The following is a 13,175-nucleotide window of genomic DNA, read 5'->3' as shown; positions in this document are numbered from 1 at the left end:
CCCTCAATGTCAGCGAGACAAAGCAAATTGCGACTCAACGTACGGCCGGTTCAGAGGCCCGCCGCACGCTCCACCTTCCCCACTCATCCCCTTGTTGTGGCCAGGTCCCTGGCGCATCGTCTCGGTCATCAGAAATTTCCTTGAAACCAAGCTTTCATGCGATCGAAGGTGCCGCGCACGTTGCCGCCCAGCGGCAACTCGCGACGCCCGCGCAGATAATTCTCCCGGCCGTACAGCAGCAGGCCGACGCCGGTCGAATGAATCGGATTGCTCACCACATCCACCAGCCCGGTGATGTGCTGCGGCACGCCCAGGCGCACCGGCATGTGAAACACTTCCTCGGCGAGCTCGACGGCGCCTTCCATCTTCGCGCTGCCGCCAGTGAGCACGACGCCCGCGGCGATCACTTCCTCGAAGCCGGAGCGGCGCAGCTCTTCGCGCACCAGAGCAAACAATTCCTCGTAACGAGGCTCGACCACTTCGGCGAGCGTCTGCCTCGCCAGCCGCCGCGGCGGACGATCGCCCACGCTCGGCACTTCGATGGTCTCGTCCGAGTTCGCGAGCTGCGACAACGCGCACGCGAACTTCATCTTGATCTCCTCGGCGTACTGCGTCGGCGTGCGCAGACTGACGGCGATGTCGTTCGTCACCTGATCGCCCGCGATCGGCAGCACCGCGGTGTGACGAATTGCGCCGCCCGAGAACACCGCCAGATCGGTCGTACCGCCACCGATATCGACGAGACAGACACCCAGTTCCTTCTCATCGTCGGCCAGCACCGAGTACGCCGAGGCGAGCTGCTCGAGCACGATGTCCTCGACGGTCAGCCCACACCGCTGCACACACTTCACGATGTTCTGTGCCGCACTGTCAGCGCCCGTGACGATGTGAACTTTCGCTTCCAGTCGTACGCCCGACATGCCGATGGGCTCGCGGATGCCTTCCTGGCTGTCGATCAGAAATTCCTGCGGCAGGATGTGGAGGATCTTCTGGTCGGCCGGGATCGCGACGGCGCGTGCCGCGTCGATCACGCGGTCGACGTCCTCAGCCGTCACCTCTTTGTTCCGAATCGCCACGATGCCGTGCGAGTTCAGGCTGCGCACATGGCTGCCGGCGATGCCCGCGTACACCGAATGAATCTCGCAGCCGGCCATCAGCTCGGCCTCTTCCACCGCGCGCTGAATGGACTGCACCGTCGACTCGATGTTCACGACGACGCCACGCTTCAGTCCGCGCGAAGGATGCGAGCCCAAGCCCACCACTTCGATGCGGCCTTCGTGATTGACCTCGCCGACGATGGCGACCACCTTGGAGGTGCCAATGTCGAGGCCGACGATCAGATTGCGGTCATTCTTCCTAGCCATCGGCACGAGATTCCTCGGCGTCGCGCGCGACGCGGGTAGGAGCGTTCCAGCCGACGGAGAAGCCGTTGCTGTAACGCAGATCTACGTAACTCACTTCCGCTGCTCGAGCGGCCACGACCGGGCTCGCCACAGCGATGAACCTTTCCAAGCGGGCCGGCACGTCCTGGCGACCCAGACGCACGATCACGCCGTTGCCAAGGGTCAGCTGCCACGCGCCACGCGCGTCCAGCTCGACTCTGCTCAAGCGCATGCCCACACCCAACAGACGCGGATACGTGTCCAGATAAAGCTTCGCGACCTGACCCTCCGTGCCCGGCGGGCCCACCAGCTGCGGCAACTCTTGCGGAATGTGCCGCGAGTCTTTCAGAAACAATTCGCCGCGCGTGTTCATCAACCCCGACTCGCCCCAGCGGGCTGCTGCGACATGCTCGGTGATGAACACACGCACACCGTTCGGCCACTTACGCTCGACCCGCGCGCGATCCACCCAGGGAATGGTCTCCAACGCACCGCGCAGCGCATCCAGATTGACGGACAGAAAGCCCGAGCCACGAAACGGCGCGACCGCGGCTTCGATCTGCATCGGCGCGACGCGCTGAAATTGCCCGCCGACTTCCACCTTGCCAATCGGTCGATCGAACGAGACCGCCAGGCCCCACACCATCACTGCGATGCCGCTCAACAACGCAACCACGCCAAGCGCAGGACGCAAGCCACCATTGGTCAACCACGTGACCATGGGTTGCAGCCGGCCGAGCAGATCGAGCTGCTCGCCAGCGGCCTTGCGACGGTTGCGCTTGCGGGTGCCCATCATGAACGGGGCGCTCCTTGGCCTTCACGCGGCAGACTGGTTTCCAACACGCGCCACACCAGCTCATCGAACTCGATGCCGAACGCCTGCGCAGCCTTGGGCACCAGCGAATGACTGGTCATGCCGGGCGCCGTGTTCACTTCCAATAAGTAGAACTTGCCGCTGGCCCGATCGCGCATCACATCGACACGACCCCAGCCATGGCAGCCGGCGGTGCGGAAAGCTTCGAGCGCAAGCGCACGAATCTCGTCCTCAGCGGCGCCTTGCAAGCCCGGGCAGATGTACTGCGTGTCCTCGGCTTTGTACTTGGCGTGATAGTCGTAGTACTCGCCTGCCGGCACGATGCGAATGCTGGGCAACGCCACGTCGCCGAGAATGCCGACCGTCAGCTCATCGCCCACGATCAACTGCTCCATCAACATCTCGCCTTGATAGCGCGCGGCCAGATCCACCGCCTGCTGCAAGTCCGTCTCTTTGAACACGCGGCTCACGCCGACGCTCGAGCCTTCGCACGCGGGCTTCACGATCACCGGGAGACCGAGGTGGTTGGCTGCCGTCGCTACGTCGCCGTTGCGAGACAAGCGTGCATATCGCGGCGTCGGCAAACCCAGCGACAGCCACACCTGCTTGGTGCGGATCTTGTCCATCGACAGCGCCGAGCCCAAAACATCGGAGCCTGTGTATGGAATGGCGAACGCGTCCAGCAGACCTTGCAGAATGCCGTCTTCGCCGCCGCCCGCATGACCGTGCAGGATGTTGAACACGCGCTGGCAACGCTTGTTCACCAACTCATCGACCAGCGCAGCGATGCCATCGACTTTGTACGCGTCGACGCCCTGGCGCTGCAGCGCATCCAAACAATTGCTGCCGCTGTCCAGCGACACTTCACGCTCGCTCGAGGTGCCGCCCATCAGCACGGCGACGCGGCCGAACTCCTTGGCGTTGCTGATGCGCTTGCGTCCAATCTTGTTTGCTTCAGCCATTACTCACCTCGCCCACGATGCGCACCTCAGTGTTGAGTCGCACACCCTGTTTTTGTTCCACCGTCTGTTGCACGTGACGGATCAATTGTTCGATATCGGCTGCCGTCGCCGTGCCGTCGTTGACGATGAAGTTCGCGTGCATCTCCGACACGCGCGCACCACCCATGCGAAAACCTTTCAGCCCGCACGCTTCAATCAAGCGCGCAGCGTGATCGCCCGGCGGATTCGTGAACACCGAGCCGCACGACCACTCTTGAATCGGCTGCGTCGCCTTGCGCTTCGCGAGCAGCTGACGAATGTCGTCGTTGCTCACACCCGGGCGCAGCTCGAAACGCAACAGCGCGCCGAGAAACCATTCGTCGCTCGGGCCCGACACGTGCCGGTAACCGACGGTGTAATCCGATGCCGGTCGCTCATGACGCACGCCATTGCGATCGATGGTTGCGACCGCCACCACATGCCGCCACGTTTCTCCGCCGAACGCGCCCGCATTCATCGCCAGCGCGCCACCGAGCGTGCCGGGAATGCCTGCGAAGAATTCCGCCGGGCCCAAGCCCCATTTGATGCATTGTTTGGCGAGCTTCGCGCACGCGACGCCGCTGCCACACCACACCTCGTTCTCGCCACGACGGTCGAGCTCATCGAAGATGCCGTGCGTCTCGATCACCGCGCCGCGCACGCCGCCGTCGCGAACCAGCAAGTTGCTGCCCAAACCGATCCACATCACCGGCGTGCCGGACTTCAGCCCTTGCAGGAAGCCGGACACATCGGTCGCGTCGAGCGGCGAGAAGAACAAATCCGCCGGCCCGCCCACGTGCCACGACGTGTGCTTCGACATCAGCTCGTTGCGCTTCACGCGCGCTTCGAGATCGGGCGGCAGCGACAACGCGTTCACGGTTGCCTCCGCTCGGCCGACAAACTGGTCAACGCCGCCGGCAATTCCGGCGCCAGGCTGCCGATGCTGCCGGCGCCCATGGTCACGATCACATCGCCGTCGCGCGCGATCTGAATCAGCGCGCGCGGCAACTCGTCGATCTTCTCGACGTACACCGGTTCGACGCGGCCATGCGAACGCACGGCACGGCAGATCGCCTTGCCGTCGGCGCCGGCAATCGGGGCTTCACCCGCGGCATAGACTTCAGTGACGATGAGCGCATCGGCATTGGCCGAGAGCACGCGGGCGAAGTCGTCGAGCAGATCGCGCGTACGGCTGTAACGATGCGGCTGGAACGCGAGCAGGATGCGGCGGTTCGGCCAGCCCTGACGGATCGCTTCGAGCGTGGCGGCGAGCTCGGTCGGGTGATGACCGTAGTCATCGATGATCGTGACCTTGCCCGTCGACGTCTGCACGTCGCCGTACTGCTGCAAGCGACGATCGACGCCATGGAACGACGCCAGTGCGGATTGAATCGCCGCGTCGCTCACTTCCAATTCCATCGCCACGCCAATGGCCGCCAGCGAATTGAGAACGTTGTGTCGGCCAGGCAGGTTCAACTGCACCGACAGTTTTTTCGGTGAGCCGCGACGTTCCACTTCGAAGCGCGTTTGCACGCCCTCACGCTGGATGTTCACGGCGCGAAGATCGGCGTCGCTGTCGATGCCATAAGTCACGAACGGACGATTGATCCGCGGCAACAGGCTCTTCGCGATGGGATCGTCCGCGCACACCACAGCCAGGCCGTAGAACGGCAGGTTGTGCAGGAAATCGATGAAGCTTTGCTTCAGTCGCTCGAAGTCGCCTTCGTGCGTGCCGAGATGATCGTTGTCCACGTTGGTGACGATCGAGATCATCGGCTGCAGATGCATGAACGACGCATCGCTCTCGTCGGCCTCGGCCACCAGAAATTTGCCGGCACCCAGACGCGCATTGCTGTCGGCGCTCTTCAAGCGGCCGCCGATGACGAACGTCGGATCGAGGCCGCCCTCAGCGAGAATCGATGCGACCATGCTCGTCGTCGTGGTCTTGCCGTGCGTGCCCGCGACCGCGATGGAGTAACGGAAGCGCATCAGCTCGCCCAACATCACCGCACGCTGCACGATGGGCAGACGGCGCGCCTTCGCTTCCACGACTTCGGGATTGTCCGCGGCAACGGCGGTCGAGACGACGAGCACGTCCGCCTTGCCGACGTTGTCGGCGCTGTGGCCGATCTTGATCTGCGCGCCCAGCTTCGCCAGCCGACGCGTAACCCCGTTCGGCTTCAGATCGCTGCCTTGAACGTGATAGCCGAGGTTCAGCAGCACTTCGGCGATGCCGCCCATGCCGCTGCCGCCAATGCCGACGAAATGAATGTTGTTAATGCGGCGCATGCGATCTGTCATGCGGCACCTCCCGCGGCGGCCACGCATGCGTCGGCGAGACGCACGTCAGCATCGGTGATCGCAACCGAGCGGGCGCGTACCGCCATCGCTTGCAGTTGCTCCCGTCCACCGCTCAGCAATTTGTTGAGTTCCTGCGCGAGCCGTTCCGGCGTCAGATCGCGCTCGGCGATCGAGATGCCCGCCTGAGCATCGACCAGGAACTGCGCGTTGAGGGTTTGATGATCGTCGACGGCCGCGGCGAACGGCACGAAGATGGCCGGCAATCCCGCCGCTGCCAGCTCCGACACCGTCATCGCGCCGGAACGACACACGACCACGTCGGCCCAGCTATACGCTTCAGCCATATCGGTGATGAACGCGCGAACGTCGGCCTGCACGCCGTGCTTCTCATAAGTCTCGCGCACGACCGGCAGGTGACGCTCGCCGGCCTGATGAATCACCACCGGGCGAGCTGCCACGTCGATCGTTGCGAGCGCCGCCGGCACCGTCGCGTTGAGCTTCATCGCGCCCTGACTGCCGCCGATGATGAGCAATCGAATCGGACCTTCGCGGCCAGCAAAGCGCTGCTCCGGAGCAGCAATCGCCGCGATCTCACGACGCACCGGATTGCCCACCTGCTCGGCATGCGTTCCCGACGGAAAACTCTTCGGAAACGCCTCGAGCACACGGCGCGCCAGCTTTGCCAGCATGCGATTCGTCATGCCTGCAACGGCGTTCTGTTCGTGAATGACGAGCGGGCGGCGCGTGAGCCACGCGGCAACGCCGCCCGGGCCGGCGACGAAGCCACCACAACCGAGCACCACAACGGGGTTGCGCTTGCGGATGACCTGCAGGCTCTGCCAGATGGACTGCGCCACTTTGAACGGCGCGAGCAACAGCGTCGCCGCACCTTTGCCACGCAGACCGCTCATCGAGATCCACTCGATCTCGATCTGCGCCGGCGGCACCAGCTTGGCTTCCAAACCCTTTCTTGTGCCCAGCCACACGGGCTCGAAACCGCGTTCGCGCAATACGCGAGCAGCCGCGAGCGCCGGAAACACATGTCCGCCTGTTCCGCCGGCCATGATCAGCACCGTGCGCTTCATTCGTCACTCTCCACTCGCTCACGGCGAGCAGGACGCGACACAGCGAGGCGACCCGAAGTCTGGGCCTCGTGATGAATGCGCATGATCAAACCCAGCCAGCCGAGTGTGACCATCACGCTCGAGCCGCCGTAAGACATGAGCGGCAAGGTCAGACCCTTGGTCGGCAGGATGCCCATGTTCACGCCGACGTTGATGAAGGTCTGCAACGCCAGCCAGATGCCAAACGCCGCCGCGCAGTACGCTTGAAACGCTAGACCGGCTTCGGCCGCGAGGCGCGAGATATAAAAGGTGCGCCACACCAGCAGAATGAACAACGCCAGCGTCACGATCACGCCCGCGAGGCCCAGCTCTTCGGCGAGCACGGCGAACACAAAGTCGGTATGCGCTTCGGGCAAGTAGAACAGCTTCTGCACGCTCGAACCGAGGCCGACGCCAAACAGTTCGCCGCGCCCGATCGCGATCAGCGACTGCGTCAGCTGGAAGCCGGAGTTGAACGGATCGGCCCACGGATCCATGAACGCAGTCAGACGCTTCAGTCGATACGCCGAAGTCACCGCGATCACCGCCATGCCGCCGGCCGCAATCGCCACCAGCGCCAGGAAGTGACGCAGCTTCACGCCGGCGAGGAACAGCACACCGAGGCCGGTGGCCATGAGCACCGTCGCCGCACCGAAGTCAGGTTCCAAAAGCAGCAGCGCCGCCGCGCCCATGAGCACGCCCAGCGGCTTGAGGAAGCCCTTCAGCTCTTCCTTCAACTCGCCCTGCTTCCGCACGACGTAGCTGCACAGATATATAAGTAGCAGCACGCGCGTCAGCTCGGACGCCTGGAAGTTCATGACGCCCGCGCGCAGCCAGCGGCGACTGCCATTCACTTCATGGCCGATGCCCGGGATCAACACCGCCAGCAGGAAGACGAAGGCGACCAGCAGCAAGGGCATCGCCATCTTTTCCCAAACCTGCGTGGGAATGCTCATCATGATCAGCGCGCCCAGCACGCCAAAGCCCACGCCATACAGCTGGCGGTTCAGGAAGTACAACGGCTCCTGCTGTTGCTTGTCGGCGATGCTGATGGACGCGGACGTCATCATCACCAGCCCGAGCAGCAGAATGCCGCTGACCGCCATCAGCAGCACGGGATCGAACGCGAAGCGTCGCGGACGACCGTTGCTTCGAGCGAATGCGAGAGTTGCGGCGCTCATGCCTGCAACCCCTTCACGGCGGCCGCGAACACATCGCCGCGGTGTCCGTAATCCCGGAACATGTCGAGGCTCGCGCACGCGGGCGACAGCAACACCGTCTCGCCCGGACGCGCTGCATTCGCAGCGAACTGCACGGCCTCACTCATATCTCTAGCGAACTGAGTCGTAGCGACGCCTTGCAAGGCCGTGTCCAGCAGCTGCGCGTCCTGACCGAGCAACACGACGTGCCGCACCTTGCCGCGAAACGCTTCAGCGAGCGGCTGAAAATCCTGACCCTTACCCTGGCCGCCAGCGATCAACACCAACGAGCCCGGCATACCTGCGACGGCTGCGAGCGTGGCGCCGACATTCGTGCCCTTCGAATCATCGACGAAGCGCACACCGTTTACGTCGGCGACCCACTGCGAACGGTGCGGCAGTCCCGGGAAGTCGCGCAGCGCCTGCAAGCAGGCAGCGCGCGGCAAATTGAGGGCATCACACATCGCGATCGATGCCAGCGCGTTCGCCGCATTGTGCAGACCACGAATCTTCAGTTCCGACATCGCGACCATCCGGTCGCGACCGTGCATGAGGATCACGTCATCGCCCTGCTCATGAACGTAGTAATCGGCGGCCGGATCGGCGTGCAGGCTGAACCCGAACACGCGCGACGACTGGTAATGCATGGAGCGAACCGCGACGTCGTCCATGTTGACGATGGCAGCCTGAGCACGCTGGAAGACGCGTTCCTTCGCGGCGGCGTACTCTTCGATCGTCGCGTAACGATCCATGTGATCCGGCGTCACATTCAACACGGCTGCGGCCGCCGCTCGGAGCGACAACGTCGTCTCCAATTGGAAGCTCGACAGCTCGATGACGTACAACTCGGGCACGGGATCATCGAGCAGCTCGAGGGCGGGCCGCCCGAGGTTGCCACCGGTGATCGCCCGCCGACCGGCAGCGTTCGCCATCAGGCCAACGAGTGTCGTGACCGTGCTCTTGCCGTTCGTGCCTGTAATGGCAGCTATGGGCGCCTGAGCTTCACGCACGAACAACTCGATGTCGCCAATGATCGGAATGCCACGCACGGCGGCACTCATCAGGAAAGGCTCCTTCAGCGACACGCCCGGCGACGCCACGATCTGCGACGCACCGTCGAGCAGTGCTTCATCAAAGCCGCCGAAGCGCACTTCCGCTTCCGGCGCGAGCTTCTCGAGCGCCGCAGACTCCGGCGGCGCGGCCCGGCTGTCGGTGACCGCGAAGCTCAAACCTCGAGACTGCAAATAACGCGCGCACGACAAGCCCGTCCGGCCCAAGCCGACCACGATCGCACGCCCCCGCAACTGCCGTGTCGGCATGCGAACGTCGGGGCGAGTGGTGAGATCGTGCGGCGTCATTGCGTCAGCGCACCTTCAACGTCGCCAGCCCGACCAGCACCAGGATCACGGAAATGATCCAGAAGCGCACGATGACTTTGGGCTCGGCCCAGCCCTTGAGCTCGAAATGATGATGGATGGGCGCCATGCGGAAAATGCGCTTGCCGGTGAGCTTGAACGACGCCACCTGCAGCATCACCGAGAACGTTTCCATGACGAACACGCCGCCCATGACGAACAGGACGATCTCCTGGCGCACGATGACGGCGACTACGCCTAGTGCCGCACCGAGCGCGAGGGCACCAATGTCGCCCATGAACACTTGCGCGGGATAGGTGTTGAACCAGAGAAAGCCGAGACCCGCGCCGACCAGCGTCGCGCAGAACACCAGGATTTCACCGGTGCCCTCGATGAAAGGAATGCCGAGATAGCCCGAGAACACTGCATTACCTGTCGCATAGGCGAACACCCCCAAGGCCCCACCCACCAGAACCGCCGGCATGATGGCCAGACCGTCCAGGCCGTCGGTGAGGTTCACCGCGTTGCTGGTGCCGACCACGACGAAATAGGCGAGCGCGACGTACCACAGCCCGAGCGGGATCATCACCTGCTTGAACAGCGGCACATACAACGCAGTCTCGGCCGGCGACTTGGCAGTCATGTACAAGGCGATCGCACACCCCAGACCCGCCACCGATTGCCAGAAATATTTATATCTCGCGATCAGGCCGCGACTGTTGCCGACCACGAGCTTCAGATAATCGTCCCAGAAACCGATCAGGCCGAACGCCAGCGTCACCACCAGCGTGATCCACACAAAGCGATTGCTCAGGTCCGCCCACAGCAGCGTGCTGAACGTGATCGCGACCAGGATCAGCAGGCCGCCCATGGTCGGCGTGCCCGCCTTGGGCAAATGCGTCTTCGGGCCATCGTCGCGCACCCGCTGACCGATCTGGTTCAGCGACAGCTTGTTGATCATCCACGGGCCGATGAAGAAAGAGATCAACAGCGCCGTGAGCGCGGCCAGAATCGCGCGCAGCGTCAAATATTGGAAAACGCGGAACGCGCCTTCCAATAGAGCGAGCTGTTTGGTGAAGTACAGCAGCATTTAAGGGGTTGTTCTCTTAATGATGGCCGTCGCTGTTGCCAGGCGGCGCCGCGGACAACGCCGCCGACACGCGCTCCAACCGATTCGCACGCGACCCTTTGATGAGTACCGCGGCGCCAGGGGTCAGCGACGCCTTGGCATCGCGAATCAACGCATCGATGTCGGCGAACCATTGGCCACCGCGACCGAACGCCTCCACTGAAAACCGCGAGCCCTCGCCGATGGCGAGCAGCCGCTCGATGCCGGTCTGGCGTGCATAGCGACCGACTTCGGCATGCAGCTCGTTGCTCGCATCGCCCAGTTCTTTCATTTCTCCCAACACCAGCCAGCGCGAGCCCGCGAAGCTGCGCATTGCATCCAGCCCCGCTTTGAGCGAGCTCGGGTTGGCGTTGTAGGAGTCATCGACGATGAATGCGCCGTTGATCGCGGGCTTCAATTCGAGGCGGCCGGCCACGGTCTTCATCGCCGCGAGGCCTTTGACGATCTGCTCGATCGGCGTACCGGCCGCGCAAGCAGCGGCGGCAGCGCCCAGCGCATTGCGCAGGTTGTGAAGGCCGGCGAGCGGCACCGTTGCTGCCAGCGTTCCATCCGGCGTGACCAGGTCGAAGTCGATCCGGAAGCCGGCAGGCGAATTGATCTCACGCACCTTGTGGGCCATGAAGTCGGCCGGCTGCTCGAAGCCGAAAGTGAGCATGCGATCGGCGGCGCTCATGTCACGCCACTGCGACACATATTTATCGTCAGCATTGATGACGGCGACGCCTTCGAACGGCAGCGCCTGAAACATCTCGCCCTTGCCGTCCGCGACCCCCTGCAAGCTGCCGAAACCTTCGAGGTGCGCGGCGCCCGCGTTGGTAACGATGCCAACGGTCGGCTCGGAGATGCTCGCCAGATGAGCGATCTCGCCCAGATGATTCGCGCCCATCTCGATGACCGCGTAGCGATGCTCCTTGGTCAGCTCGAGCAACGTCAGCGGCACGCCGATGTGATTGTTCAAGTTGCCCTTGGTCACGAGCGTCGGACCGCGCTGCGACAGAATCGAGCCGATCAGCTCCTTGGTCGTCGTCTTGCCATTGCTGCCCGTCACACCGACCACGGGAATGGGGAACTGACGCCGCCACTCGCGCGCGAATGTAGACAGCGCCGCCAACGGGTCGGCGACGATGATCTGCGGCACATCGACCGGCAGTTCTCTCGCCACGAGCGCAGCAGCCGCACCGTTCTGAGCCGCGGTCGTGACGAAATCGTGGCCATCGAACGACGGGCCGGTGAGCGCGACGAACAGCGCGCCCGGTTTGATCGTCCGCGTATCGGTAGAGACGCTGGTGAACTCGCGATCCGCGCCGACCACTCGACCTTGCGAATAACGGGCAATCTCACTCGGTTTCCAGGCAATCATGGCTGCCTCCCAAGCGCTCGCAGCGCTTGCTCGCGGTCGCTGAACGAACGTCGCTCGGCGCCCACGATTTGATAGTCCTCGTGCCCTTTGCCCGCGATCAACACCACGTCGGTTGCCGCACTCTCGGCAATGGCGCGATGAATGGCGGCGGCGCGGTCGCGTTCGACGATCGCGGCATCGGGACGAGTCAGGCCTTTAAGGATGTCGGCGACGATCGCGTCGCCGTTTTCGGTGCGCGGGTTGTCGTCGGTAATGATGATGCGATCCGCGAGACGCTCGGCGATTGCGCCCATTAGCGGACGCTTACCCGCGTCACGGTCACCGCCGCAACCGAACACGCAAACCAACTTGCCGGTGCGATGCTTGCGCACGGCGAGCAATGCTTTTTCCAACGCGTCCGGAGTGTGCGCGTAGTCGACGATCGCGAGCGGACGGTCCGGCGCAGTGATGGTTTCCATGCGGCCCGGCGGCGGATCGCAGTTCTCGAGCGCCTTGATCGCGTCTTGCAGCGACGTGCCGCTGGTCAGCAAGGTCGCCAGCACCGTCAACAGATTTTCGACGTTGAAGTCGCCGACGAAGCGTGAACGCAGCGTCGCGGTGCCCCAGCTGCCATCGAACTCGATGTCCAGGCCATTCGGCGCGGCAGTCACTCCGCGAGCGAACAATTGCTTCACTTCTCCCTGCTCGCTGCGCCAACGCGGATCCAGAGCGATTTCACCTGCGCGACTGAGCACCACCAGGCAGGTGTGCGCCACTCGGGTCGCGATCTCACGGCCGAAGGCATCGTCCACATTCACGATGGAATAGCGCAGGCTCGGCCAGCGAAACAGATGCGCTTTGGCTTCGCCGTACGCTTCGAGCGTGCCGTGATAATCGAGATGATCGCGCGTGAGATTGGTGAAGACCGCAGTGTCGAACCGCACGCCGTTGACGCGATGCTGGCTGAGCGCGTGCGAGGAAACTTCCATGCCGAGGCAACGCACGTCGTCGTCGCGGAGTTCAGCGATCTGCCGATGAACAGTGATGCAATCCGGCGTCGTCAGCGACCCTGAATGCAAGTCGCCCACCCGGCCGTAACCCAGGGTCCCCGCGTACGCCGAGGTCACATTCAACTGTTGCAAGGCGGCCGCGATGACGTGCGCCGTAGTCGTTTTTCCATTGGTACCGGTGACACCGATGACACGCACGCTCGCCGACGGCGCATCGAAGAACCAATCCGCAATGGCGCCCAGCCACGCCGTGAGCCTGGGAATGCCGATCAGCGGCACATCGTCGGGCAAGCGCGGAGGAACCACGCCGTCCACCGGCTCCCACAGAACAGCGGCGGCACCGGCCTTCACCGCTTGAGCGGCGAAGCCGATGCCATGAGTCCGCGTGCCCGGAAGCGCGACGAAGGCGGCGCCCGGCGTCACTGCACGGCTATCCAATGTGAGATCGCTGATCTCCAGATCCGGCGGCACGAAATCGACAGGCGATACACCGCTGTCCGCGAGCAGCTCTCGCAGATTCTTGGTACGTACGTTGTCGACCCGGCTGTTCATGGTGATCGTTG

11 protein-coding genes are annotated in these 13,175 nt (G+C 63.7%); all 11 read right to left on the bottom strand.

Annotated elements, in window-relative coordinates; translation table 11 throughout:
* Positions 1–128: 128 nt before the first annotated feature.
* Genes ftsA through D0550_RS16755 form a run of 11 tightly spaced genes read right to left on the bottom strand, consistent with a single transcriptional unit; the run spans position 129 to position 13,164 of the window.
* Positions 129–1,364 carry a cell division protein FtsA gene (gene ftsA / locus D0550_RS16805; protein ID WP_116810347.1) on the bottom strand — a complete coding sequence of 412 codons (1,236 nt, stop codon included), beginning with the start codon at positions 1,362–1,364 and terminating at the stop codon, positions 129–131.
* Positions 1,357–2,178, bottom strand: coding sequence for a cell division protein FtsQ/DivIB (locus D0550_RS16800; RefSeq protein ID WP_116810346.1), 822 nt, complete (start codon positions 2,176–2,178; stop codon positions 1,357–1,359). Before D0550_RS16800 ends, ftsA begins: the two co-directional genes overlap by 8 nt.
* On the bottom strand, positions 2,175–3,158 hold the full coding sequence (locus D0550_RS16795) for a D-alanine--D-alanine ligase (RefSeq protein WP_116810345.1): 984 nt from the start codon (positions 3,156–3,158) through the stop codon (positions 2,175–2,177). The genes D0550_RS16800 and D0550_RS16795 overlap by 4 nt, the downstream gene beginning before the upstream one ends.
* The gene (gene murB / locus D0550_RS16790; protein WP_241520826.1) at positions 3,151–4,053 is read right to left on the bottom strand and encodes a UDP-N-acetylmuramate dehydrogenase; all 903 of its coding nucleotides are present in this window, start codon (positions 4,051–4,053) and stop codon (positions 3,151–3,153) included. Before murB ends, D0550_RS16795 begins: the two co-directional genes overlap by 8 nt.
* Positions 4,050–5,477 carry a UDP-N-acetylmuramate--L-alanine ligase gene (murC, locus tag D0550_RS16785; protein WP_241520825.1) on the bottom strand — a complete coding sequence of 476 codons (1,428 nt, stop codon included), beginning with the start codon at positions 5,475–5,477 and terminating at the stop codon, positions 4,050–4,052. Before murC ends, murB begins: the two co-directional genes overlap by 4 nt.
* Positions 5,474–6,562: an undecaprenyldiphospho-muramoylpentapeptide beta-N-acetylglucosaminyltransferase gene (gene murG, locus D0550_RS16780; RefSeq protein WP_116810344.1), complete on the bottom strand. Its 1,089-nt coding sequence runs from the start codon at positions 6,560–6,562 to the stop codon at positions 5,474–5,476. The genes murC and murG overlap by 4 nt, the downstream gene beginning before the upstream one ends.
* The gene (gene ftsW / locus D0550_RS16775) at positions 6,559–7,761 is read right to left on the bottom strand and encodes a putative lipid II flippase FtsW (protein WP_116810343.1); all 1,203 of its coding nucleotides are present in this window, start codon (positions 7,759–7,761) and stop codon (positions 6,559–6,561) included. Before ftsW ends, murG begins: the two co-directional genes overlap by 4 nt.
* Positions 7,758–9,137 carry a UDP-N-acetylmuramoyl-L-alanine--D-glutamate ligase gene (murD, locus tag D0550_RS16770; protein ID WP_170134675.1) on the bottom strand — a complete coding sequence of 460 codons (1,380 nt, stop codon included), beginning with the start codon at positions 9,135–9,137 and terminating at the stop codon, positions 7,758–7,760. The genes ftsW and murD overlap by 4 nt, the downstream gene beginning before the upstream one ends.
* 4 nt (positions 9,138–9,141) lie before the next feature.
* On the bottom strand, positions 9,142–10,224 hold the full coding sequence (gene mraY, locus D0550_RS16765) for a phospho-N-acetylmuramoyl-pentapeptide-transferase (protein WP_116810342.1): 1,083 nt from the start codon (positions 10,222–10,224) through the stop codon (positions 9,142–9,144).
* A gap of 16 nt (positions 10,225–10,240) precedes the next feature.
* The gene (locus D0550_RS16760; protein ID WP_116810341.1) at positions 10,241–11,623 is read right to left on the bottom strand and encodes a UDP-N-acetylmuramoyl-tripeptide--D-alanyl-D-alanine ligase; all 1,383 of its coding nucleotides are present in this window, start codon (positions 11,621–11,623) and stop codon (positions 10,241–10,243) included.
* Positions 11,620–13,164 (bottom strand): UDP-N-acetylmuramoyl-L-alanyl-D-glutamate--2,6-diaminopimelate ligase, encoded by a 1,545-nt coding sequence (locus D0550_RS16755; protein ID WP_116810364.1) that lies wholly within the window; start codon positions 13,162–13,164, stop codon positions 11,620–11,622. Before D0550_RS16755 ends, D0550_RS16760 begins: the two co-directional genes overlap by 4 nt.
* Positions 13,165–13,175: the final 11 nt, after the last annotated feature.

The sequence above is a fragment of the Steroidobacter cummioxidans genome (assembly GCF_003104955.1).
Note: the sequence above shows the minus strand (reverse complement) of the source record. Positions and strands in the feature narration are given on the sequence as shown.